This window comes from Streptomyces sp. NPDC001787 (assembly GCF_040297465.1).
GTDB lineage: Bacteria > Actinomycetota > Actinomycetes > Streptomycetales > Streptomycetaceae > Streptomyces.
On sequence record NZ_JBEOZE010000007.1, the window covers coordinates 76011 to 99134 of the forward strand.

Sequence of the window (23124 nt, forward strand, 5' to 3'; positions counted from 1 at the left end):
AGGATCACGTCAGGGCCGGGCGCACGGCGGGCGGGCCCTCACACGAGCAGCGGGGCCAGCCCTTCGGTGCGGGCGAGGTGTTCCAGTTCGTCCAGGGCCCGCACCGCCGCGCCGGCCGCGGCCGGGTCGCGTTCGGCGAGGCCGCTGTCGGCGAACTCGTCCTCGTCCAGCCGCAGTACGGACGATCCGTCCGCCGACACCCACAGGTCGAGATCCAGATCCTCGACCTCCAGCACGCCGCCCGCCAGGACGGCGGGCCGGGTGATGTCGCAGTACCAGCCCTTCAGCTCGCCGGCCCCCGTGCGGACCTCCTTCACCGCGAACCACCGGTCCCGCCAGTAGTGCTCGGTGAACACATCCCCCGGTTCGAACCGTACGAAGCCGAAGTCCCGGACCCCGGGCGCCGCCCAGGGAGCCCTCACGGTCACCCGCCCGCCCTCGTCGCGGACCAGACGGGCGGGGTAGCGGATCTTGGTGCGGCCCGCCTTGGTCAGGGCGACGACCACGTCCACCGGTTCAGCCGAGCGCGCGGACATGGCGTACCTCCGTGGCACAGATCCGGTAACCGAACCACTCGTTGATCGCCAGCATCGGACCGTTGCCCGCGTCATTGCCGGTGTACGCGTCCGTGTATCCGGCGGCGCGCGCCCGGTGCAGGGAGTCGTTCTTCGCGAGCTTCGCCAGCCCCCGGCCGCGGTGGGCCCGGCGGGTGCCGGTCATCCCCGTCGCATACGTCGTGTCGCCGTCGGTGGTGGCCGCGCTGAACGCCGCCACCTCGCCGTCCACCATCGCCACCGAGGTCAGCTCACGGTCGAAGGAGGGATGGCGCCAGGTCCTGTTCAGCCAGTCCTCGTAGTCCGCCAGTTCGGAGGGGGTGTCGCTGGGCTCGTCCGCCGTCGTCTCCGCGTCCGCCTCGAACAGTGGCCGCGGATCGTCGGCGAAGGAGGCCGCCGTACGCAGTTCGACGCCCGCCGGGACGTCCTGGAGCGGCGGCAGCGTGCTGTTCCCCAGGTCGAGGTGGAGGAAGTGGGCCGGGCGGCTCGGCCCGTAGCCGCGCTTCCGAGCGAACTCCCGGCCGGCCGTCCCTTCGAGCACCCAGGTGTACACGGCGACCGCCCCGATCCCGGCCAGATACTCCTCGGCCGTGCTCAGCAGCAGCGAACCCGCCCCGCGCCCCAGCCGGTCCGGGTGTGTGTACGGGTTGCAGAACCCCTGGCCGGGCTCGGGGGTGTCGTGGGAGATGCCCACCTGCGCGGTTCCGATGACCTCCCCGTCCTCCTCGGCGACCAGCAGCCGGTACCGGCGGTCCGGATGGGCGGTGGCGAGGTCGAAGGCCACCTGCTCGGCCGTGGTCACCATGTACGGAAGGGCGGCCCGGCGCACCCGTACCCAGCCCTCGGCATCGGTGGGGAGGAAGTCGCGAACAATCACAGTCATGCGCCGGACGCTACGTGGAGCACGGCCGCGACCGCCTCCCCATTTTCCCGCGGTGGGGGAGAATCGCCCCGTGACTCTGAAGATCGCCATTGACCCGGATGCCAGCACCGCCCCGTACGAGCAGTTGCGCACGCAGCTCTCCGAACTGGCCCGCTCCGGCGCGCTGCCCGTCGGCTACCGGCTGCCGACCGTACGCGGCTTCGCCGATGAACTCGGCCTCGCCGCCAACACCGTGGCCAAGGCCTACCGGGCGCTGGAGGCCGACGGGGTGATCGAGACCCGGGGCCGGAACGGGACCTTCGTCGCCGCGGCGGGGGACGCGGCCGAGCGCAAGGCCGCGACGGCCGCGCAGGAGTACGCCGAACTGGCCCGGCGGCTCGGGCTGTCCCGTGCGCAGGCGGTGTCGCTCGCCCAGGACGCCGTGCGGGCCGCGTACACGCGCTGACGAAGCCCCGGGCGCACCGGGTCCGCCGGGCAGAGGCACGGCGGCGGGGACGGCGGACCGCCGCTCAGAGATACAGGCCCGCGTCCGCTCCCGCGTCCTGCTTCGGCACCGAGGCGGGACCGCTGCCGCGGCGCAGCGCGTACAGCTCGGCGAGCGTCGCACCGTCCCGTCCCAGCCCCTCCTCCGTACCCAGCCAGGACACCGACTCCTCGCGGGTCAGCGGCCCCACCTCGATACGGGCCAGGCAGCGGCCCGGCCTGACGACCGCCGGATGAAGCCGTTCCAGGTCCTCATTGGTGGTGACCCCCACGAGGACGTTGCGGCCCTGGCCCAGCAGACCGTCCGTCAGGTTCAGCAGCCGGGACAGCGCCTGGCCCGCCGTGTGCTTGGCCTCGCCGCGGATCAGCTCGTCGCAGTCCTCCAGGAGCAGCAGGCGCCAGCGTTCCTTCGCCGTGCCGTCGTCCTCGCCGATCGCGATGTCCATCAGATAGCCGACATCGTTGAAGAGCCGTTCCGGGTCCAGTACGCAGTCGACCTGGCACCAGTCGCGCCAGGACCGGGCCAGGGTGCGCAGCGCCGAGGTCTTGCCGGTGCCCGGCGGGCCGTGCAGCAGGAGCAGCCGGCCCGAGATGTCCTCGGGGGTCACCTTCATCAGCCGGTCCATGGCCTCGGCCACCGGAGCGGTGTAGTTGGGGCGGACCTCGTCCCACGTCCCGGCGGAGATCTGCCGGGTGGTGCGGTGCGGGCCGCGCCGGGGGGAGACGTACCAGAAGCCCATGGCCACGTCGTCGGGCTGCGGTTCCGGCTCGTCCCGGGCGCCGTCCGTCGCCTGGCCGAGCACCTTCTCCGCCAGCTCGGGGCTGGTCGCGGTGACGGTGAGGTCGGCGCCGCGGCTCCACCGGGAGACCAGCAGGGTCCAGCCCTCGCCCTCGGCGAGCACGGCACTGCGGTCGTCGCCCCGGGCGGCCCGCAGCACCTTGGCGGCCGGAGGCAGCAGCGTGGCCCCGGACTTGACGCTTTCGAGGGAGGAGCTGTGGGAGTACGGCTGCTCACCCGTCGCGAACCGGCCCAGGAACAGCGCGTCGACGACATCGGAGGGTGAATCACTGTCGTCGACGGTGAGCCGGATCGGCAGAGCGGACTCGGGGTTGGCGGACATGGCGCCCATGATCCGGCACGGGACCACCCCGCGCACCCGGGTTTCACCACCTCGTACCGGACCGGCCGCCCCCCGGCTTCCGGTGAACTCAGGGGGGCGGCAAGGCGCATTCGACAAATATCTTTGACATGCACACTTCCTGATCGGCGGTGGGGCCTGCTACGACGTAGGGACGCAGATACCCCTGCTCAAGGAGGTCCCATGAAAATGTCCAGACTCGTGGCGTTCTCGTCCTCTCTCCTGCTCGGTACGGTGCTCGCCCTCACCGGCGCGGGTGCGGCGAGCGCCGCGGATTCCGTGAAGGCCGTCGACTACGTGGCGCTCGGCGACTCGTACTCCTCGGGTGTCGGGGCCGGCAGCTACGACAGCGGCAGCGGCGACTGCAAGCGCAGCACCCGCGCCTACCCGGCGCTCTGGGCCGCCGCCAACTCGCCCGCCTCGTTCGCCTTCACCGCCTGCTCCGGCGCCCGCACCGGTGATGTCACGGGCGGTCAGCTCGGTCCGCTGAACTCCTCGACCGACCTGGTCTCGATCTCCATCGGCGGAAACGACGCGGGCTTCGCCGACGTCATGACCACCTGTGTCCTCCAGTCGGAGTCGACCTGTCTGAGCCGGATCGCCACGGCCCGCAGTTATGTCGACTCCACCCTGCCCGGCAAGCTCGACTCCGTGTACGCGGCGATCAGTGCCAAGGCGCCCTCCGCCCGGGTCGTCGTCCTCGGCTACCCCCGCTTCTACAAGCTGGGCGGCAGCTGCCTCGCCGGTCTGAGCGAGAACGAGCGCGCCGCCATCAACGGCGCCGCCGACTACCTCAACGCGGCCACCGCCAAGCGGGCCGCCGACCACGGATTCACCTTCGGCGATGTCGCGAAGACCTTCACGGGCCATGAGATCTGCTCGGGCAGCGCCTGGCTGCACAGCGTGAACTGGCTCAACATCGGCGAGTCCTACCACCCCACCGCCGCCGGGCAGTCGGGCGGCTATCTGCCCGTCCTGAACTCGGCCGCCTGACCGCGTCCGGCCGTCCGTCGCCGGTGCCCGCGGCGGGAGACCTGGACCGCCAGGGTCTCCTGCCGGTGGCTCCGCCCTTCCGATCTGTCCAAGTCGCCCAGGAATCGGACAGATTCGGCAACTGGTCGTCAACCTCCGTATGTGTGTGCTCAATCCTGTGGCCGGGATACACGGGTGTCACTGCGGGGGGATAGGGTTAACCTGCCCGAGCCGGGTGCCCTCGTACGGGTGGGGAGTGACATGGAACAGATAACGGTGCGAAGCAGGCCGCGTGTGCCTGCCATTACATGCGGAAGCAGCGCGACCAGTTCGCGCCTCGACCGCCATCTCGCGGTGCTCGGCGGCCCTGCCGTCCCCCAGCGTGATGCCGCGGAAGCGACGCTGCTGATGCGTGAGCTGACCTCGCGCGATGCCGCGCACCGCCGCGGGAGCAAGAGCGCGCGTGTCTCGCTCTTCGCACCCCTGCGGCGACTGCGGCGCTCGCTCTTCGGCAGCCGCCGCTGAACCGACCGCATCACCTCCGGGCCGGCCCGCCGCTCGGGACGGCGCGGGCGATCACACCTCCCGGCACAGCACTGCTGCCCGCTCGTCCGTCATCCCCCGGGCTCGCAGCAGTGCTTCGGTGTGCTCGCCCCGCGCCGGAGCGGCACCCGGCCCCGCCCCCACCGGTCTGAGCGGCAACCGGAGCGGGCCCGCGGTCCGCTCACAGCAGGGCGAACTGCCCCTCCGGCCCTTCCTCGTGGTGATCGAGCACGGACGCGGGCCGCCGGGCCGCCGCGGGAACGGGCAGCACTCCGGCGCCCACCAGCTCCTCCCGGGTGATCAGCGGCGCCCCGTCCAGCCGCGCCAGCAGCGCCTGCCGACGGTCCTCCAGCCCGTCGAGGAGCGCGAGGACGGTGATGAGTTCGAGCAGCTCCGAGGTCCACTCCTGGAGCCAGCCGTGCGGGCCGACCGCCACCAGGCCCGCGTCCACGGGCGGACGCCCGGCCTCCGCCCCGCCTCCCGTTCCGTTTCCCGCCCCGCTCCCCGGCGCGGCTGCTGCGCCGCTCCCGTTCGCGGCACCGTTCCCGGCGACGGTTCCGGGCCCCGCCGTCGCCGCCGTACGCCGCTCGAACCAGAGCTCCAGCATCCGTACGCCGCCCACCCGGAACTCCCAGGCACCCGCCGGTACGGGCGAGATGCGGCCCTCGCCGACGGCGAGCACCTCGCCGTCCGGGTCGTAGTCCAGCGTCCGCGGCCGGGGCGGGATCGCGGCCCGCACATAGGGGCGACGGCCGCCCGGCAGCCGGGGGCGCTCCCCGCCGCGCGCCCCGCGCAACTGCGGTCGCATCAGCTCCCGGCCCAGCCCCACACCCGCGGCCCAGAGCCGTCCGTCGGCGGGCAGGGGCACCCGGCAGCCGCCGGGGGAGGGGAGGGCGACGGCGAGGGCCCAGGCCAGGACGGACTCGGCGGTGAGCGCGACCTCGCTGCTGCCGTCGTTGCCGCCGCAACCGCCCTCGCCCGCGTCGCCCAGCCGGTCACGCAGCAGATCGAGCAGGCCCGGCGTCAGATTGGGCTCCGTACCGCCGGGCCGCCGGTACAGCGGCCGGATCCGGCCGGGCCGGCCGGCGGGGGAGTGCCCGTCCGGAAGCAGCGCGCTCACCCAGAGGGCGGGCCCGGTGTCCTGGGGGACGAAGCCGTGCTCGACGGCGAAGAGCTGGTGCCCGTCGGCGACCCGCCACAGTTCGGGGCGGGCGGCGTCGATCAGCCGGTGATCGGGGATCAGCCACTGTTCGTCGAACGGTCCGTGCAGGATCCGTACGGGGTCGGGGAACGGGCCGGGGTCCCGGGCGAATCTGCCCGTACGGGTGGCCCGGCCGGGCAGAGCGGCGACGGCGGTGTGCGGCGTACGGAGGCGGCTGGACGCGAACAGCCGCTCCCGCTCGGCGCCTTCGGCCCGCGTCAGCCGCTCCCAGCGCGCCCTGAGCGTCGCCGGGTCGGGGCTCCTCACCCAGGGGCGTCCGGTTCTGAGGGGCCGTACGGACCACGGCATCAACTCGTCGAGCAGCGGGAACTCCGCGTTCCCGCCGGCTCCGGCCGCCCTCCGCGCTGCCACCGTGTCGTCCTCCGCCCCGCCGCGTCCGCCGAACCACCGGCATCGTAGCGGCGGGCGGTGCCACCGCGGGGCGGGGTCAGTGTGCCTCGACCGTCACGGAGAAGGAGAAGCGGTCTCCCCGGTATCTGATCCGCGCCACATCCACGACGCGCCCGTCGTCGTCGTAGGTCACCCCCGTGTAGTGCAGGATCGGGCTGAGCAGCGGGACCTGGAGCAGTTCGGCGGTGGCCGGGTCGGCCAGGCGTGCTTCGACGGTGTCGGTGATCCGGGAGATCCGCACCCCCACGGCGTCGCGCAGCACCTTGGTCATCGGCCACCGTTCGAGATCGGCCACATCGAGCCGGGCCGCGATCTCGGGGCGCAGCGCGTTCTCCGCCCAGTTGGTGGGCTCGCCCGTCTCGCCGTCGCAGCGGAGCCGCCGGTAGCCGACCACCTCGGCGCAGTCCGGGAAGAACTCGGCGAGGTCGCCCGGAACCGGGCCCGGCCCGTGTCCGAGCACGGTGGTCCGCTCGCCCGACTGCTGCGCCACGATCGCGTCGACCGAGCCCAGCAGCCGGACCGGCGAGACGCGCCGGGCGCGCGGCTCGATGAACGTGCCGCGCCGCCGGTGCCTGCTGATCAGCCCTTCCGTCTCCAGCTCCTTGAGTGCCTGGCGCATGGTGAGCACGCTGACCCCGTAGTGCGCGGCGAGCTGTTCCTCGGTGGGCAGCCGCGGGGAGGCATCCTGCGGGCGGCCCAGTATCGAGGCCCGCAGCGACTGCGAGACCTGGTACCAGAGAGGAAGCTTCCGGTTCAGGACCAGGGAGTCGGGTGCGAAGGAGGGCGGGCGACGCGCCTCGTCCGCCCCACGCGCGCCCTGGGTCCCGCGCATTCCCCGAGCCCCGAGCACATCCCCGGCCCTGTGCGATCCATCGACCCGGCTCGTGCCCTGAGCTTCGCTCACCCTGTCCACCTCGTTCAGCTCGCTCGCCCGCCCTCCGCCGACGTCCCGGCGCCGCGGCCCGGTCTCCCCGGCCGGGGCGCTCCGCCCCGGTCCGCCTATGGCCGGAAGTTGCGGGTCAGACCCTGCCATACGTCGTCGTACCCACGCTGCAGGTGGTCGGCGCCCGCGGCCTGCGCGGTCGCCGTGACCGGCCACCGGGTCTCGAACATGAAGGCGAGGCCGTCGTCGATCCTCTGCGGTTTCAGCTCCGCCGCGCTCGCCCGGTCGAAGGTCTCCCGGTCGGGGCCGTGCGCGGACATCATGTTGTGCAGGGAGCCGCCGCCCGGGACGAAGCCGTCCGCCTTCGCGTCGTACGCCCCCTCGATCAGTCCCATGTACTCGCTCATCACATTGCGGTGGAAGTACGGCGGGCGGAAGGTGTCCTCGCCGACCAGCCAGCGCGGGGCGAAGACGACGAAGTCCACTCCGGCGAGGCCGGGGGTGTCGGACGGTGACGTCAGTACGGTGAAGATCGAGGGGTCCGGGTGGTCGTAGCTGATGGTGCCGATGACATTGAAACGGCGCAGGTCGTAGACGTACGGCGTGTGGTTCCCGTGCCAGGCGACGACATCGAGCGGGGAGTGGTCGTACGTCGCGGACCACAGGTTTCCGCAGAACTTGTTGATCACCTCGACCGGGCCCTCGCGGTCCTCGTACGCGGCGACCGGCGCCAGGAAGTCCCGGGCGTTGGCGAGGCCGTTGGCGCCGATCGGGCCGAGGTCGGGGAGGGCGAACGGCTGACCGTAGTTCTCGCAGACATAGCCGCGGGCGGTCTCCTCCAGCAGCTCCACCCGGAAGCGGACACCGCGCGGGATCAGCGCGATCCGGCCCGGTTCGACGTGCAGCAGGCCCAGTTCGGTCCGCAGCAGCAGACCGCCGCGCTCCGGGACGATCAGCAGCTCACCGTCGGAGTCGCTGAACACCCGGTCCGTCATGGAGGAGTTGGCGTGGTAGAGGTGCACGGCCATGCCGGTGCGCTGCGCGGCGTCGCCGTTGCCGCCCAGCGTCCACAGACCGGACAGGAAGTCGGTGCCGGGGGAGGGGGCGGGCAGCGGGTTCCAGCGGAGCCGGTTGGGGTCGGGGACCGACTCGGTGAACGGTGCGGTGCGCACGGTGCCGTTGTCGACACGGACGAACGGCGGGTGGGCCGCGGAGGGGCGGATCCGGTAGAGCCAGGAACGCCGGTTCTGGGCCCGGGGTTCGGTGAACGCGGACCCGCTCAGCTGCTCCGCGTACAGCCCCAGCGGGGCGCGCTGGGGTGAGTTGCGGCCGTGCGGCAGGGCGCCCGGTACCGCCTCCGAGCTGTGCTCATTGCCGAAACCCGAGGAATGGGCCAGCCCCTCCGCCGTCTTCCTCGCCTGCTCGATGCCGCTCATCATGCGCTCCCGGTGCTGAGGGTGCCTGGAATCCGCCGGACAACGAATCCTATGGGTAACCGTAGGAATCGGAACGTGGTGCGTCAACGGCATTCGTGGTGCGCAAGGGGGTTCCAAAAGATGAACAATGCTCTACTCTCCCGCACATGTCGTGGACACGCAGACTCCTGGTGGTTCTCGCGGCGCTCGTCGCCGCGCTGCTCGCGGCCCCGGCCGCCCAAGCGCACGAAGAACGGCCGCTGACCCTGCCCGACGGCACCGGCAGCGTTCCCGAGTACCGCACCGGACCACCGGACCTGCTGGTCTGCAAGACCGACCGGGCGGACTTCGTGCGCCGCACGGCGGGCTTCCCGGCACAGTTGAAGGCCCGGAACATGGCCCTCTTCGAGCAGTGCCGCGAAACCGGCTACCGGCATCTCCAGCAGGCGGTCGACGCGGCCGTCCGGCCCGGCACCAACATCGCTGTCCTGCCGGGCCTCTACGAGGAGGAGCCCTCGCTCCCCAAGCCGGTCGGGGAGTGCGCCCGGCTCAAGGCCCCCGACTCACAGCTCGGCTACCAGATCCTCAGCTACGCGCAGCAGAAGCAGTGCCCGCACAACCAGAACCTGGTCGCGATCCTCGGCAAGAAGAACCTCCAGATCGAGGGGACGGGCGCGGACCGCACGGATGTCGTCATCGACGCCAAGTACCAGAAGCTGAACGCGATCCGCGCGGACAAGTCCGACGGGATCTACTTCAAGAACTTCACCGCGCAGCGCACCACCTTCAACTCGCTGTACGTCCTGGCCCAGGACGGCTTCGTCATCGACGACGTCCTCACCCGGTGGAACGACGAGTACGGCTTCCTCACCTTCGCCAGCGACCACGGGCTCTACAAGAACTGCGAGTCCTACGGGAACGGCGACTCCGGCATCTACCCGGGCAGCGCGTCGAACATCAACGACGGCCGCGGCTACGACGTCCCGCGCTACGCCATCGAGATCACCGGCTGCCGGAGCCACCACAACATGGTCGGCTACTCCGGCACGGCGGGCGACTCCGTCTATGTCCACGACAACGAGTTCGACCACAACATGGGCGGCGCCTCCATGGACAGCGCCTTCCCCGGTCACCCCGGCCTGCCGCAGAACCACGCCCGCTTCGAACGCAACCTGATCCACGACAACAACGCCGACTACTACCCGTACGTCGCCGACGGCACCTGCGCCAAGCCCCCCGTCGAACGCGGCTACGAGCGGGGGGTCGTCTGCCCGCAGATCTCCATGCCCCCCGGCACCGGCATCATCACCGCGGGCGGCAACTGGAACCTGTACGAGAACAACTGGGTCTACGGGCACGAGCGCGCCGCGTTCTTCCTCAGCGCCGCCCCCGCGTTCATCCGGGGCGAGGACTCCCTCGCCAAGCAGACCGACACGTCCCATCACAACCGCTACGCCGACAACCACCTCGGCACGGACAAGCAGGGCAGGTCCCGGCCCAACCGGACCGATGTGTGGTGGGACGGACAGGGCGAGTCCAACTGCTGGCAGCCCGGAACGGGACCCTCCACCCCGCGCACCCTGCCCGCGTGCGGAGCGGAGCGCGGCGAGGTGTCCGGGTCCACCGACCGGCTGGCCGGCGAGCCGGTCAAACTCGCCCACCTGCTCGTCTGCTCCGACTACAACGTGCAGGCGCGCCGGCTTCCGGCGGGCTGCGACTGGTACGGGGCACGGGGCATCGAACGCATCGAGGTGCAGGCGGCCCTGGGGCTCGCGGTGGTTCTCGCCCTGGTCGGCGGGGTGCTGTGGTGGCGCAGGCTGCGCCACAGCCGGGCCGCGACCGCGCTGACCCTGCTCGGCGCCGTCGGCCTGGCCCTGGATGTGGCCGGCGCGACCATGGGGCTCACCGCCACCTATCTGCCCGCCGTGGCGCTGCTGCTGACGGGTGTGTGGTGGACCGGGATCGGGCTCGTGCTGCGCCGCGAGCGGCCCGGCTTCGGCTGGACCACCCTCGCCCTGGGGGCGCTCACCCTGCTGGACGCCTTCGACAAGGGGGTCCTGATGATCCCGTGGATACCGCTGAGCCCGGCGTGGGTGCGGGGGCTGCTCGGTGTGGTGTGGGTGGTGTGGGCGGTCGTCGCCGCGGCCCGGCACGGCGCGGAGGCCGCGGAGCGGGCCGGCGGGCCCCGGGAGAGCCCCGGCGACCCGGACCGGCAGCACTCCGCCGCCCGGCCCGTCACGAACGGAGAGCCGTCATGAACCCGGCCCGTCACGAACGGAGAGCCGTCATGAACCCGGCCCGTACCCGCACCGCCGGACCCGTGGAGGTACCGGCCTGTCGCGAACGCCCGGTGAAGGGCCGTACCCGTGCCGTCGCAGTCCTCGCCGCCCTCACCCTCGCCCTCGTCCTCGGGGCGAGTGGCTGCGGGGGGCGCGCCACCACGCACCACAAGCCCGGGACCGGCCATGAGCAGGCGAGCGGTGCCGTCGGGCGGCTGCTCGCCGCGGACGACGGCAACGGCCACCGTCTGCGCCAGGTGGACGCGGACCGGGCGCCGGCGGCGGAGCTGTCCGTGCGGCCCGACTCCGAGGACGGCTGGAACGTCCATGTCTCCGTACGGAACTTCCGCTTCACCCCGGACAGCGTGGGAGGCGCGGCCCTTCCCGGGCGCGGCCATGTCCGCCTGTTCCTCGACGGCCGCCCGCTCGCCCGGCTCTACGGGCCCTGGTACCACCTCCCCGGCGCGCTCGCCCGCTCCACGGCGGACGGTCCCCGCTCCCTCACCGCCCGGCTCTACGCCGACGACCACACGGCCTGGGCCGTCGCGGCAAGGCCGATCCAGGCCACCGCTCCCCTCGCCCCCGGCGCCTCCGGTACGTCCGGTGCCTCCGGAAGACCGTCAGGCCCACCGGACCGGCCCGCCGCCGACCGCACCCTGGACATCTCCATCGCCCACGGCAAGGTGAGTCCCGCGCCCGGCCGCACAGAGGTCAAGAAGGGCGAACGTGTCGCCCTGCGGGTCCGCACCGACCGCGCCGACACCCTTCATGTCCACGGCTACGACAAGGAGGCCGACCTGCCCGCCGGCCGCACCACCACCCTCACCCTCACCGCCGACCGCACCGGGCTCTTCGAGGTCGAGACACATGGGTCCGGCCTGCTCCTGACCCAGCTCGTCGTACGGTGACGGGTCCGGAAGGCCCGGTGCGCACGGTGTCCGTCCTCGCCCACGGCGTCGGCTCGCAGCACGACCTGCCGCTGTCGCCCTTCTACGCCTTCGCGGGCGCGTTCACCGCGCTCTTCGTCTCCTTCCTCGCGCTCGGCCTGCTCTGGTCCGCCTCCCGTTTCCGGGGCGACCGGGCGGGCCGACCGCTGCCCGGCGCCGTGCGGCGGCTCGCCGACGCCCGGCCCACGCGTATCGCGGCGCGCGTCCTCGGGGCGGGCGCCGCCCTGTTCGTCGTGCTCCAGCTCCTCCTCGGCCCGGACGACCCGGAACGCAATCCGGCGGCCGGTGCGCTCTATGTGCTCTTCTGGGTCGGGCTCGTCCCGGCCTCCCTGCTCCTGGGCCCCGTCTGGCGGCTGCTCAACCCCCTGCGCACCGTGCACCTCCTGGCCTGCCGCGCCCTGCGCCGGGACCCGGCCGCCGGCCGCCCCGTCCCCGCCCGGCTGGGGATGTGGCCCGCGGCGGCCGGGCTGCTCGCCTTCACCTGGCTCGAACTTGTCGCCCCCGACCCCGCGTCGGCCACCGCGCTCCTCCTCTTCCTCGCCGTGTACACCGCGGTCCATCTCGCGGGCGCCGCCCGCCACGGCGCCCGCTGGTTCGACCACGCCGATGCCTTCGAGGTCTACTCCGGCCTGCTGGCCCGCCTCTCCCCGCTCGGCCGCCGCCGCTTGGACCGCAGCCTCGTCCTGCGCTCCCCGTTCAACGGACTCGACGCCACCGCGCAGGTCCCCGGGCTCGTCGCCACCGTCTGCGTCATGCTCGGATCCACCGCCTACGACGGCTTCTCCGACGCCCCCTCCTGGATCACCACCGTCCAGACCTCGCCCCTGGGCCGGACCGAGGCCGCCACGCTCGGACTCCTCGGCGCCGTCGCCCTGGTCGCCGCCCTCTACACCCTGTGCGCCGGAGCCACCCGGCTGATATCCGGCCGGCTGCCGCACCCCCTCACCGGCTTCGCGCATTCGCTCGTCCCGATCGCCCTCGGCTATCTCGTCGCCCACTACTTCACGCTCTTCGTCACCGAAGGGCCACGCACCGTCATGATGGCACTCGGCACCGACAATCCCGCCGCCCCCGGGCCGCCCCTGGGACCCGGCGCCCTCGCCACGCTCCAGGTCGCCGCCATCGTGCTCGGCCATGTGCTCGGGGTCGTCGCCGCCCACGACCGGTCCGTGCGGCTGTTCCCGCCGGGCCGCGCGGTCGCCGGGCAACTGCCCCTGCTGGTCCTGATGATTGCCTACACCCTCGGCGGACTCACCCTGCTCATCGCCTGACGGGCCGGCGGCCACCGCCCGTTCCCGCAGAGGAGACCCACGGCATCATGGAGCCCGTGCCCCATGCGAACCCGAACCTCCGCCGCGCCCCCGTGCAGCAGCGCAGCGCCGAACGTCTCGCCCGGATACTCGACGCCTGCGCCGAACTGCTCGACGAGACCGGCTACGAACGGCTCTCCACCCGTGCCGTCGCCGTCCGGGCACAGGTGCCCATCGGCTCCGTCTACCGGTTCTTCTCCAACAAGCGGGCCCTGGTCGACGCCCTGGCCCTGCGCAATCTGAACAGCTACGCGGAGCGCATCACCGCGCGGCTCACCGGCATTCCGGCCGCCGACTGGCGCGCGGTCATCGACGCCGTACTGGACGAGTACCTCGCGATGAAGCGGTCCGTCCCCGGCTTCGCCCTCGTCGACTTCGGCGCCCCGTCCCCGGCCGACGACCCCATGGGCGACGCCAACCGGCGGGTCGCGGCCAAGCTCGCCGACCTGCTCGCCGGCCACCTCGGCCGCACTCCCGACGAGCACCTGCTCCGGGCGATCCTGGTCAGCGTCGAGGCCGCCGACGCACTCTTCCAACTCGCCTTCCGCACCGACCCGTCGGGCGACCGGGCCATCGTCGCCGAGACCCGGGTCCTGGTCACGGCCTACCTCGGACGGATCCTCGACTGACGGCCGCCGCCGACCCCTCCCCGCCATGCGTACCGGTCGGTATGCTCGCCCGGTGCGCGGCCGTACCCGGTCGTGCCCGCGCCTCCGCTGCCGCTGCCCCGGGGAGGGCCCATGACCGACGGCTCCCATGCCACCCGCACCGCACCCCGCATCTGCCCCCTGTGCGAAGCCGCCTGCGGTCTCACCCTCACCATCGAGGGGACGAGGGTCACCGGCGCCCGGGGCGACCGGGACGATGTGTTCAGCCAGGGATTCATCTGTCCCAAGGGCGCGTCCTTCGGCGGTCTCGACGCCGACCCCGACCGGCTGCGCGCCCCGCTCGTGCGCCGGGACGGTGTGCTGCGCGAGGCCGCCTGGAGCGAGGCGTTCGACCTGATCGCCGCCCGGGTCCCGGAGCTGATGGAGGCCCACGGGAGGCAATGCGTCGGTGTCGTCCTCGGCAACCCCAATGTGCACACGATGGCCGGCGCCCTGTATCCGTCGCTCCTGCTCGCCACGCTCCGTACCCGCGGCCTGTTCACCGCCAGCACCCTCGACCAGATGCCGAAGCACGTCTCCAGCGGGCTGCTCTTCGGAGACCCGAACGCCATCGCCGTACCCGACCTGGACCGCACCGATCACCTGCTGCTCCTCGGCGCCAACCCGCTGGAGTCCAACGGCAGCCTCTGCACCGCCCCCGATTTCCCCGGCAGGCTCAAGGCGCTGCGCCGCCGCGGCGGCACGCTCACCGTCGTCGACCCGCGCCGCACCCGCACCGCCCGCCTGGCCGACCGGCATGTCGCGATCCGGCCCGGCGGCGACGCCCTGCTGCTGGCCGCCCTGGTGAACGTGCTGTTCGACGAGCGGCTCACCGACCCGGGCGCCTCGGCCGCACACCTCGAAGGCCTCGGTGAACTCGCCGGAGCGATGGAGGAGTTCACCCCGGAAGCGGTCGCCGGGGCCTGCGACATGGACGCCGGTGAGATCCGGGCCATCGCCCGCGAACTGGCCGCCGCCCCCACCGCCGCCGTCTACGGGCGCATCGGCAGCTGCACCGTCGAGCACGGCACCCTCGCCAGCTGGCTGATCGACGTCCTCAACATCCTCACCGGCAACCTCGACCGGCCCGGCGGCGTACTCTTCCCGCTCTCCGCCACCGCCCGCGCCCCCCGGCCCGCCGCACCCGGCAAGGGCTTCGCGCTGGGCCGCTGGACGAGCCGGGTCTCCGCGCACCCCGAGGCCAAGGGCGAACTGCCCATGGCCGCCCTCGCCGAGGAGATCGAGACCCCCGGCGAGGGCCGGATCCGGGCCCTGATCGTGCTCGCCGCCAACCCGGTGCTCTCCGCGCCGGACGGCGACCGCCTCGACCGGGCCCTCGCCGGCGGGCTCGACTTCATGGTCAGCGTCGACCCGTACCTCAACGAGACCTCGCGTCACGCCGATGTGGTGCTGCCCCCGCCGCCGCCCTCGCAGAGCGCCCACTTCGACTTCGCGCTGAATTCCCTGGCCGTCCGCAACCAGGTCCGCTACACACGCCCCGCCGTGCCCCTGGAGGACGGCCGGATGGACGAGAGCGAGATCCTCGCCCGTCTCGTCCTGGCCGTGGGCGGGATGCACGGAGCGCCCCCGCGGACCGTCGACGACCTGGCCGTCGAGGCCCTGCTCACCCGGGCCGGCGCGCCGAAGGAGCTCGCCGCCGGGCTGTCCGGGGACACCGGCCCGGAACGGCGGCTGGACCTGATGCTGCGCCTGGGACCGTACGGCCTCACGCTCGACGAGCTCCTCGCCCACCCGCACGGCATCGACCTCGGCCCGCTCCGGCCGCGCGTCCCGGAGGTCCTGCGCACCCGCAGCGGACGCATCGAACTCCTTCCGGCCCCGATCGCCGCCGACCTGCCGAGGCTGCGGCGCGCCCTGCGCGAAAGGAGCCCCCGGGCGGACGGGGCCGTCCCGGACGGGCGGACCGTGCCGCTCGTCCTCGTCGGCCGCCGCCATCTGCGCTCCAACAACAGCTGGATGCACAACATCGCCACCCTGCGCGGCGGCAGCAATGTCTGCACCCTCCAGATCCACCCCGACGACGCGGCCCGCATCGGACTGACGGACGGCGCCACCGCCCGGATCGCGGCGAGCGGCGGGGAGATCGAGGCCCCGGCGGAGATCACCGACACGGTACGGACCGGGGTGGTGAGCCTCCCGCACGGCTGGGGGCACCACCGCGCCGGCGCCCGGATGTCGGTCGCGGCGGTGGACCCCGGGGTCAATGTCAATCAGCTGCTCGACGGCACGCTGCTCGACCCGCTCTCCGGCACCGCCGTGCTCAACGCCATCCCCGTCTCCGTAACGGCACCCCGTTGACCTGGGGTTCCGCTCGTCCGGCGGCCTCCCCGGTACGGGGCCGCGCTCACCTCACCGGTGGTGCTCGGCGCGGGCATTCCCCTCGGCATCGTCCGGGCCGTGACGGCCGCCGGCGGGACCGGGCGAATCCCCGGGCGGGACGTGACCGGCGTCTCCGGACGGTCCCTGGCGTCCAAAAACTAACGGCGCTAGTTTGGGGCTCGGACGACATCGGCGGCACCCATGCCCTGGAGGACATGCCATGAAGGCCCATGACGGGATGTATATCGGTGGTACGTGGCGGCCGGCCGAGGGACCGGACACGATCGATGTCGTGAACCCGGCGGACGAGCGGGTCATCGCCCGGGTTCCGGCGGGCACGGCCGCGGACGTCGACGCCGCCGTACGGGCCGCCCGCGCCGCGTTCCCCGGCTGGGCCGCCACCCCGCCCGCCGAGCGCGCCGCCCGCCTCGCCGCGCTGCGCGACGTCCTGGCCGCCCGCAAGGACGAGATCGCCGAGACCGTCACCGCGGAACTGGGCGCGCCGCTCCCGCTCTCGCAGGCGGTGCACGCGGGTGTGCCGGTCCTGGTCGCCGGTTCGTACGCCGAACTGGCCGCCTCGTACAGCTTCGAGGAGAAGCTCGGCAACTCCACCGTCCTGCTGGAGCCCGTCGGCGTGGTCGGCGCGATCACTCCCTGGAACTACCCGCTCCACCAGATCGTCGCCAAGGTCGCCCCCGCGCTCGCCGCGGGCTGCACGGTCGTCCTCAAGCCCGCCGAGGACACCCCGCTCTCCGCCCAGCTGTTCGCCGAGGCCATCGAGGAGGCCCGGCTGCCCGCCGGGGTCTTCAACCTCGTCACCGGACTCGGCCCGGTCGCCGGTCAGGCGCTCGCCGAGCACGAGGACGTCGACCTCGTCTCCTTCACCGGATCGACCGCCGTCGGCAGGCGGATCGGCGCCACCGCGGGCGCCGCCGTCAAGCGCGTGGCCCTGGAACTGGGGGGCAAGTCCGCCAATGTGATCCTGCCCGGCGCCGATCTCGCCAGGGCCGTCGCGGTCGGGGTGGCCAATGTGATGTCCAACTCCGGCCAGACGTGCAGTGCCTGGACCCGGATGCTGGTCGACGGCGAGCGGTACGAGGAGGCGGTGGCCCTCGCTGCGGCGGCCGTCGCCAAGTACGTACCGGGGGAGCGGGTCGGCCCCCTCGTCAACGCCGGGCAGCAGGCCCGGGTGCGCGGCTACATCGAACAGGGCATCGCGCAGGGCGCCAGGCTGGTCGCGGGCGGTCCCGAGGCCCCGAGGACGCCGGGGTACTACGTCAGTCCCACGGTGTTCGCCGATGTCACCCCGGAGATGACCATCGCCCGCGAGGAGATCTTCGGCCCGGTCCTCTCGATCCTCCGGTACGAGGACGTGGACGACGCCCTGCGGATCGCCAACGACACCGTGTACGGCCTGGCCGGCGCTGTCTGGGCCGCCGACGACGCGGAGGCCGTGGCCTTCGCCCGCCGGATGGACACCGGGCAGGTCGACATCAACGGCGGGCGGTTCAACCCGCTGGCCCCCTTCGGCGGGTACAAGCAGTCGGGCGTGGGGCGCGAACTGGGCCCGCACGGTCTGACGGAGTACCTCCAGACCAAGTCGCTCCAGTTCTGAGCGGAACCGCCCCCGTCCGCACCTTCACGCAACTGCCCTTCCGCACATCCGCCTCGCCCGCCTCGCGCATCCGCCCCTTCGCGCATCCGAGCCAGTCCCAGCCAAGGAGCTTTCCGTGGTCCGCGCCGCCGTACTGCCCGCTGTCGGAGCTCCCCTGGAGATCACCGACATCGAACTCCCGCAACCCGGTCCCGGTCAGGTGCGCGTCGCGCTCGCCGCCGCCGGGGTCTGCCACTCCGATCTGTCCCTGTCGAACGGCACCATGCGGGTCCCGGTCCCCGCGGTCCTCGGCCACGAGGGCGCCGGAACCGTCGTCTCCGTCGGGGAGGGCGTCACCGGTGCCGCCCCCGGTGACGCTGTCGTCCTCAACTGGGCGCCGTCCTGCGGGAACTGCTTCCACTGCGCAATCGGCGAGGTCTGGCTGTGCGCCGACGCGCTCAAGGGCACGGCCGGCATCCATGCCCGTACCGCCGACGGCACCGAACTCCACCCCGGCCTGAACGTCGCGGCCTTCGCCCAGGAGACCGTCGTCGCCGCGAACTGCGTGCTGCCCGCCCCGGCCGGCATCCCGCTCACCGACGCGGCGCTCCTGGGCTGCGCCGTGCTCACCGGCTACGGGGCGGTCCACCACTGCGCCCGGGTCCGCACGGGCGAGAGTGTCGTCGTGCTCGGGATCGGCGGCGTCGGTCTCGCCGTGCTCCAGTCCGCCCGGATCGCCGGTGCCTCGCGGATCATCGCGGTCGACGTCTCCCCCGGAAAGGAGGAGCTGGCCCGGCTGGCCGGCGCCACGGACTTCGTCGTCGCCTCCGCCACCACCCCGCGGGAGATCCGCAGGCTGACCGGCGGCCAGGGCGCGGATGTCGCCGTGGAGTGCGTCGGGGCGCCCGCCACGATCCGGGGGGCCTGGGAGTCCACCCGGCGCGGTGGCCGCACCGTCGTCGTGGGGATCGGCGGCAAGGACCAGGAAGTCACCTTCAACGCCCTGGAGATCTTCCACTGGGGCCGGTCGCTGACGGGCTGCGTCTACGGCAACAGCGACCCGGCGCGGGATCTGCCGGTGCTCGCCGAGCACATCCGCGCGGGCCGCTTCGACCTGTCCATGCTGGTCACCGAACGGATCGCGCTGGACGGCATCCCGGCGGCCTTCGACAACATGATCGCGGGCCGGGGAGGGCGCGCGCTGGTGGTCTTCTAGCACCCCTGCCCGGGAGCTCCGCCCGCGCGCACGGCGTCGCGGGCGGAGCCGGGTCTCTCAGGATCCGTGCGGAGCCTCCGGGGTCAGCAGCCGGGCATCCATCTCGCCCTGCTCGAACAGCCGTGAGGCCGGGCCCACGATCAGCGGGTCCGGCGCTCCGGCCACCTCCGGGTCCTTGCCGGGGTAGTCGAAGCGGTGCAGCACATGACGCATCGCCTCCAGCCGTGCCCGCTTCTTGTCGTTGCTCTTCACCACGGTCCAGGGCGAGTCCGCCGTGTCCGTGTGGAACAGCATCAGCTCCTTGGCCTCCGTGTACGCGTCCCACTTGTCGAGCGACGCCAGGTCGACCGGGCTCAGTTTCCACCGGCGTACCGGATCGATCTGCCGGATCATGAACCGGTTGCGCTGCTCGTTGCGCGAGACGGAGAACCAGAACTTCACCAGGTGGATGCCGTCGCGCGCCAGCATCCGCTCGAAGTCCGGGGCCTGGTGCATGAATTCGAGGTACTCACGGGTCGTGCAGAACCCCATCACCCGCTCCACCCCGGCGCGGTTGTACCAGGAGCGGTCGAACAGCACGATCTCCCCGGCGCTCGGCAGATGCGCCACATACCGCTGGAAGTACCACTGGGTGCGCTCGCGTTCGGTCGGCTTCTCCAGCGCCACCACCCGCGCACCACGCGGATTGAGATGTTCGGTGAACCGCTTGATCGTGCCGCCCTTGCCCGCCGCGTCGCGTCCCTCGAACAGGATGACCAGCCGTTCGTCGCGCTCCTTCACCCAGTGCTGGAGCTTCAGCAGCTCGATCTGCAGGGCGCGCTTGGCCTTCTCGTAGTCCCGCCGGCGGAGCTTGCGCTCGTACGGGTAGTCCTCGCGCCAGGCCTCCCGGGCGTGCCCGCGCGGCGTCACCAGTACCGGGTCGTCGTCGCCGCTGTCGGCCACGCCGAAGCCGTCGAGATACGGGCCCCCGTAGCGCGCGGCCCGTACCGCGTCCTTCGCATCGGACGGCTCGGACGACTCCGGCGGCTCGGGCGGCTCGGAAGCCTTCTGAGTGACGGCGCCGCCCTTCGGCGCGGAACCGTTCTTCCCGCCCGCCCGGCGCCCGGACCCGCTGCCGCCCCGCTGCTTGGTGCTCCTCGTCATGACGGGATCCCTCCACCGGCCGTGCCGGACGTTTCTCCGTCAGGCCAGTCTGCTCATGGGTCCGGCAGCCCGCCACCCCTGGCGGCCGGAGCGACCCGGAGCGGCCCGGAGCGTGCGGCGCCCGGCGCTCCGTGCGGTCCGGGACGTGTCAGGGACGGTCGCTCGCCACCGGCCGGGGTGTGCCGGTGCGGGCCAGCTGCTCGTACTGGAGCGCGAGCCCGTCCAGCAGGGCCCGCAGCCCGGTCGCGAACGCGCCCTCGTCCACCTGCTGGCGGCGGTCGGCCAGCAGATGCGCCTGGCCGAGGTGCGGGTAGTCGGCGGGGTCGTAGGCCGTCTCGTCGTCGACGAAGCCGCGGGCGAAGGAGCCCAGGGCCGAACCGGTGATGAAGTAGCGCATCAGGGCCCCGATGTACGTCGCCTGGGCGGGCGGCCAGCCGGCCCCGACCATGGAGCCGAACACCGCGTCGGCGACCCGCAGGCCGGCCGGGCGGCGGCCCGGCCCCTGGGCGAGGACCGGGACGATGTGCGGGTGCTCGGTGAGCGCCGCGCGGTAGGAGACGGCCCAGTCGTGCAGGGCCTCCCGCCAGTCCCGGGGGTCGGACTCCTCGAACATCGACAGATCGACCTGGGCGGAGACGGCGTCGGCGACCGCGTCGAGGATCTCGTCCTTGTTGCGGAAGTGGTTGTAGAGCGAGGGCCCGCTGACCCCCAGCACGGCCGCCAGCCGCCGGGTGGAGACGGCGTCGAGCCCCTCGGAGTCCACGAGCGCGCTCGCCGCCCCGACGATGCGGTCTCTGCTGAGGAGGGGCTTGCGCGGTCGGGCCATGCGGCTCATAGTAGGGCCTGCGAGCCATAAACTAGCAGTGCTAATTAAAAGTGGGGTGTCGCTCGATGGACCTGGAACTCAGCGAGGAGCAGGAAGCCGTACGGCGGCTGGCGGCGGACTTCGTCGCCCGTGAGGTCACCCCGAACGCCGCCGCGTGGGACCGGGCCGAGAGTGTCGACAAGTCGATCGTGAAGAAGCTGGGATCGCTCGGCTTCCTCGGCCTCACGGTCCCCGAGGAGTACGGCGGCTCCGGCGGCGACCACCTCGCCTACTGCCTGGTCACCGAGGAGCTGGGCCGCGGCGACTCCTCCGTCCGCGGCATCGTCTCCGTCTCGCTCGGCCTCGTCGCCAAGACCGTCGCGTCCTGGGGGAGCGAGGAGCACAAGCGCCGGTGGCTGCCGCGTCTGACCGCGGGCGACGCGGTCGGCTGCTTCGCCCTCACCGAGCCCCAGACCGGCTCCGACGCGGGGAACCTCACGACGAGGGCCGTCCGTGACGGCGGGGACTACGTCATCAACGGCACCAAGATGTTCATCACCAACGGCACCTGGGCCGATGTGGTGCTGCTCTTCGCGCGGACCGGGGACACCCCCGGTCACCGGGGGATCTCCGCCTTCCTGGTGCCCGCCGACACCCCCGGCCTCACCCGCCGCGCCATCCACGGCAAGCTCGGCCTGCGCGGCCAGGCCACCGCCGAACTGGTGCTGGAGGACGTCCGGGTCCCCGCCGACACCCTGCTGGGCCCGGCGGGCAAGGGATTCTCCGTCGCCATGTCGGCCCTGACCAAGGGGCGGATGTCGGTCGCGGCGGGCTGCGTCGGCATCGCGCAGGCCGCTCTCGACGCAGCCGTACGGTACGCGGGCGAGCGGGAGCAGTTCGGCAGATCCCTCGCGGGCCACCAACTGGTCCAGGAACTGATCAGCGACATCTCCGTCGACGTCGACGCCGCCCGGCTGCTGACCTGGCGGGTCGCCGATCTCATCGACCGGGGCCAGGACTTCGCCACGGCCGCGTCCACGGCGAAGCTGTTCGCCTCCGAGGCGGCCGTGCGCGCCGCCGGCAACGCCCTCCAGGTCTTCGGCGGATACGGCTACATCGACGAGTACCCCGTCGGCAAGCTCCTGCGCGACGCCCGGGTGATGACCCTCTACGAGGGCACCAGCCAGATACAGAAGCTGATCATCGGCCGCGCGCTGACCGGGGTCTCCGCCTTCTGACCGGCCCTCACGCTCGAACGGGCGTCTGAGTACCGGGCTGAGTACGGAAGCGGATGTGGCGCACGCCACGCCGGCGGATGCTGTGCGGCATGAGTGAGACGACATCGGTCAAGCAGCAGGGCACCGCGGCCTTCTACGGTCAGGCCGTCGCATCCTTCGGGGTGGCGATGGGCGCGGTGGCCCTCGGCATCTACTTCCTCGACGCCGACGCCTGGGTGCGCGGCTTCCTCGCCATCGGTGTGCTCTACCTCGTCACGTCGTGCTTCACCCTGGCCAAGGTCATCAGGGACCGCCAGGAGGCGGGGCAGCTCGTCAGCCGTGTCGATCAGGCGCGGCTGGAGAAGATCCTCGCCGAGCACGACCCCTTCCAGAAGCTCTGATCCGGCGACGGCACCCGGCGCCCCGGACCCTAAGCGCTTGCTCAGGTTCGGGGTATGGTGTTCGTCCTGTTGACGGAGAGGGGCACGTGGCGATGAGTACGGCGCAGGAGATGGACGGTGACGACACGCCGTGGGGCGAGGTCACGCCCGAGGCGGCCAGACGGCTCCTCGTCGCCGCCGTCGACGCGTTCGCCGAGCGCGGGTACCACGCGACCACCACCCGTGACATCGCCGGCCGCGCGGGAATGAGCCCGGCCGCGCTCTACATCCACTACAAGACGAAGGAAGAGCTGCTCCACCGGATCAGCAAGATCGGCCATGAGCGGGCCCTGTCCGTCCTGGAGGCGGAGGCCGGCCGGGACGGCACGGCTGCCGTCCGGCTCGCCGCGGCGGTGCGCTCCTTCGTCCGCTGGCACGCGGAACGGCACACCACCGCACGCGTCGTGCAGTACGAACTGGACGCCCTCGGCGACGAACACCGCGCCGAGATCGTCGAACTGCGCCGCAGGAACGACGCCGTGGTGCGCCGGATCATCACCGAGGGCGTACGGGCGGGGGAGTTCGACGTCCCCGATGTGCCCGGCACCACCCTCGCGGTGCTGTCGCTCTGCATCGATGTGGCCCGCTGGTTCAACGCCCGGGGGAGCCGGACGCCCGACGAGGTCGGCGCGCTCTACGCCGACCTCGTGCTGCGCATGGTGGGTGCGCGGACGTAGCCCCTGGACCGGCGGCCGGTCCGGG

At 72.6% G+C, this 23124-nt stretch carries 21 protein-coding genes; 13 read left to right on the forward strand and 8 right to left on the reverse strand.

All coding sequences use genetic code 11. The features are described from left to right. Positions 1-38: 38 nt before the first annotated feature. Positions 39-536, reverse strand: a complete 498-nt coding sequence (locus ABT170_RS12255; protein ID WP_351866357.1) for a ribonuclease FAU-1 family protein — start codon at positions 534-536, stop codon at positions 39-41. After that, the gene (locus tag ABT170_RS12260) at positions 517-1437 is read right to left on the reverse strand and encodes a GNAT family N-acetyltransferase (protein ID WP_329945546.1); all 921 of its coding nucleotides are present in this window, start codon (positions 1435-1437) and stop codon (positions 517-519) included. Before ABT170_RS12260 ends, ABT170_RS12255 begins: the two co-directional genes overlap by 20 nt. A gap of 70 nt (positions 1438-1507) precedes the next feature. Here ABT170_RS12260 and ABT170_RS12265 point away from each other — a divergent pair, with 70 nt between their 5' ends. Then, the gene (locus ABT170_RS12265) at positions 1508-1882 is read left to right on the forward strand and encodes a GntR family transcriptional regulator (protein ID WP_351866361.1); all 375 of its coding nucleotides are present in this window, start codon (positions 1508-1510) and stop codon (positions 1880-1882) included. A gap of 64 nt (positions 1883-1946) precedes the next feature. Here the strand turns inward: ABT170_RS12265 and ABT170_RS12270 are convergent, their stop codons facing one another. Further along, positions 1947-3041, reverse strand: coding sequence for a DUF5925 domain-containing protein (locus ABT170_RS12270; protein WP_351866364.1), 1095 nt, complete (start codon positions 3039-3041; stop codon positions 1947-1949). Positions 3042-3242: 201 nt separating this feature from the next. Here ABT170_RS12270 and ABT170_RS12275 point away from each other — a divergent pair, with 201 nt between their 5' ends. Both ABT170_RS12275 and ABT170_RS12280 read left to right on the forward strand, forming a co-directional pair. Then, positions 3243-4052, forward strand: a complete 810-nt coding sequence (locus tag ABT170_RS12275; RefSeq protein WP_329945543.1) for an SGNH/GDSL hydrolase family protein — start codon at positions 3243-3245, stop codon at positions 4050-4052. Between the two features lie 240 nt (positions 4053-4292). Continuing rightward, entirely contained in the window at positions 4293-4556 is a 264-nt protein-coding gene (locus ABT170_RS12280) for a hypothetical protein (protein WP_329945542.1), read from the forward strand. A gap of 199 nt (positions 4557-4755) precedes the next feature. Here the strand turns inward: ABT170_RS12280 and ABT170_RS12285 are convergent, their stop codons facing one another. The 3 genes from ABT170_RS12285 to hmgA form a co-directional block, all read right to left on the reverse strand. Further along, positions 4756-6147, reverse strand: a complete 1392-nt coding sequence (locus tag ABT170_RS12285) for a type ISP restriction/modification enzyme (protein WP_351866368.1) — start codon at positions 6145-6147, stop codon at positions 4756-4758. Positions 6148-6223: 76 nt separating this feature from the next. Beyond that, entirely contained in the window at positions 6224-7018 is a 795-nt protein-coding gene (locus tag ABT170_RS12290) for a GntR family transcriptional regulator (protein WP_329945605.1), read from the reverse strand. A 167-nt stretch (positions 7019-7185) separates the two neighbouring features. Continuing rightward, positions 7186-8505, reverse strand: coding sequence for a homogentisate 1,2-dioxygenase (gene hmgA / locus ABT170_RS12295; RefSeq protein ID WP_329945540.1), 1320 nt, complete (start codon positions 8503-8505; stop codon positions 7186-7188). 146 nt (positions 8506-8651) lie between these two features. On the opposite strand from hmgA, the gene ABT170_RS12300 reads away from it, so the two are divergent. The 7 genes from ABT170_RS12300 (at position 8652) to ABT170_RS12330 (ending at position 18817) form a co-directional block, all read left to right on the forward strand. Continuing rightward, positions 8652-10742 (forward strand): right-handed parallel beta-helix repeat-containing protein, encoded by a 2091-nt coding sequence (locus ABT170_RS12300; protein ID WP_351866372.1) that lies wholly within the window; start codon positions 8652-8654, stop codon positions 10740-10742. A gap of 29 nt (positions 10743-10771) precedes the next feature. Next, entirely contained in the window at positions 10772-11671 is a 900-nt protein-coding gene (locus tag ABT170_RS12305; RefSeq protein ID WP_351866375.1) for a cupredoxin domain-containing protein, read from the forward strand. Positions 11672-11697: 26 nt separating this feature from the next. Next, positions 11698-12981 (forward strand): hypothetical protein, encoded by a 1284-nt coding sequence (locus ABT170_RS12310; RefSeq protein WP_351866640.1) that lies wholly within the window; start codon positions 11698-11700, stop codon positions 12979-12981. Positions 12982-13028: 47 nt separating this feature from the next. Further along, a complete protein-coding gene (locus ABT170_RS12315; protein ID WP_329945537.1) occupies positions 13029-13649 on the forward strand; it encodes a TetR/AcrR family transcriptional regulator in 621 nt (206 codons plus the stop codon). Positions 13650-13760: 111 nt separating this feature from the next. Then, positions 13761-15986, forward strand: coding sequence for a molybdopterin-dependent oxidoreductase (locus ABT170_RS12320; RefSeq protein ID WP_351866378.1), 2226 nt, complete (start codon positions 13761-13763; stop codon positions 15984-15986). A gap of 241 nt (positions 15987-16227) precedes the next feature. Further along, positions 16228-17622 (forward strand): aldehyde dehydrogenase family protein, encoded by a 1395-nt coding sequence (locus ABT170_RS12325; protein ID WP_329945535.1) that lies wholly within the window; start codon positions 16228-16230, stop codon positions 17620-17622. A 115-nt stretch (positions 17623-17737) separates the two neighbouring features. Further along, entirely contained in the window at positions 17738-18817 is a 1080-nt protein-coding gene (locus ABT170_RS12330) for a zinc-binding dehydrogenase (protein WP_329945534.1), read from the forward strand. Positions 18818-18874: 57 nt separating this feature from the next. Here the strand turns inward: ABT170_RS12330 and ppk2 are convergent, their stop codons facing one another. Both ppk2 and ABT170_RS12340 read right to left on the reverse strand, forming a co-directional pair. Further along, a complete protein-coding gene (ppk2, locus tag ABT170_RS12335; RefSeq protein WP_351866381.1) occupies positions 18875-19960 on the reverse strand; it encodes a polyphosphate kinase 2 in 1086 nt (361 codons plus the stop codon). Between the two features lie 148 nt (positions 19961-20108). Continuing rightward, a complete protein-coding gene (locus tag ABT170_RS12340; protein ID WP_351866384.1) occupies positions 20109-20786 on the reverse strand; it encodes a TetR/AcrR family transcriptional regulator in 678 nt (225 codons plus the stop codon). Between the two features lie 65 nt (positions 20787-20851). On the opposite strand from ABT170_RS12340, the gene ABT170_RS12345 reads away from it, so the two are divergent. The 3 genes from ABT170_RS12345 to ABT170_RS12355 all read left to right on the forward strand — a co-directional run bounded on the left by ABT170_RS12345 (position 20852) and on the right by ABT170_RS12355 (position 23099). After that, positions 20852-22003: an acyl-CoA dehydrogenase family protein gene (locus tag ABT170_RS12345; protein ID WP_329945531.1), complete on the forward strand. Its 1152-nt coding sequence runs from the start codon at positions 20852-20854 to the stop codon at positions 22001-22003. Between the two features lie 89 nt (positions 22004-22092). After that, positions 22093-22383 carry a YiaA/YiaB family inner membrane protein gene (locus ABT170_RS12350; RefSeq protein ID WP_207316538.1) on the forward strand — a complete coding sequence of 97 codons (291 nt, stop codon included), beginning with the start codon at positions 22093-22095 and terminating at the stop codon, positions 22381-22383. Positions 22384-22475: 92 nt separating this feature from the next. Then, positions 22476-23099, forward strand: a complete 624-nt coding sequence (locus ABT170_RS12355; protein ID WP_329945530.1) for a TetR/AcrR family transcriptional regulator — start codon at positions 22476-22478, stop codon at positions 23097-23099. Positions 23100-23124: the final 25 nt, after the last annotated feature.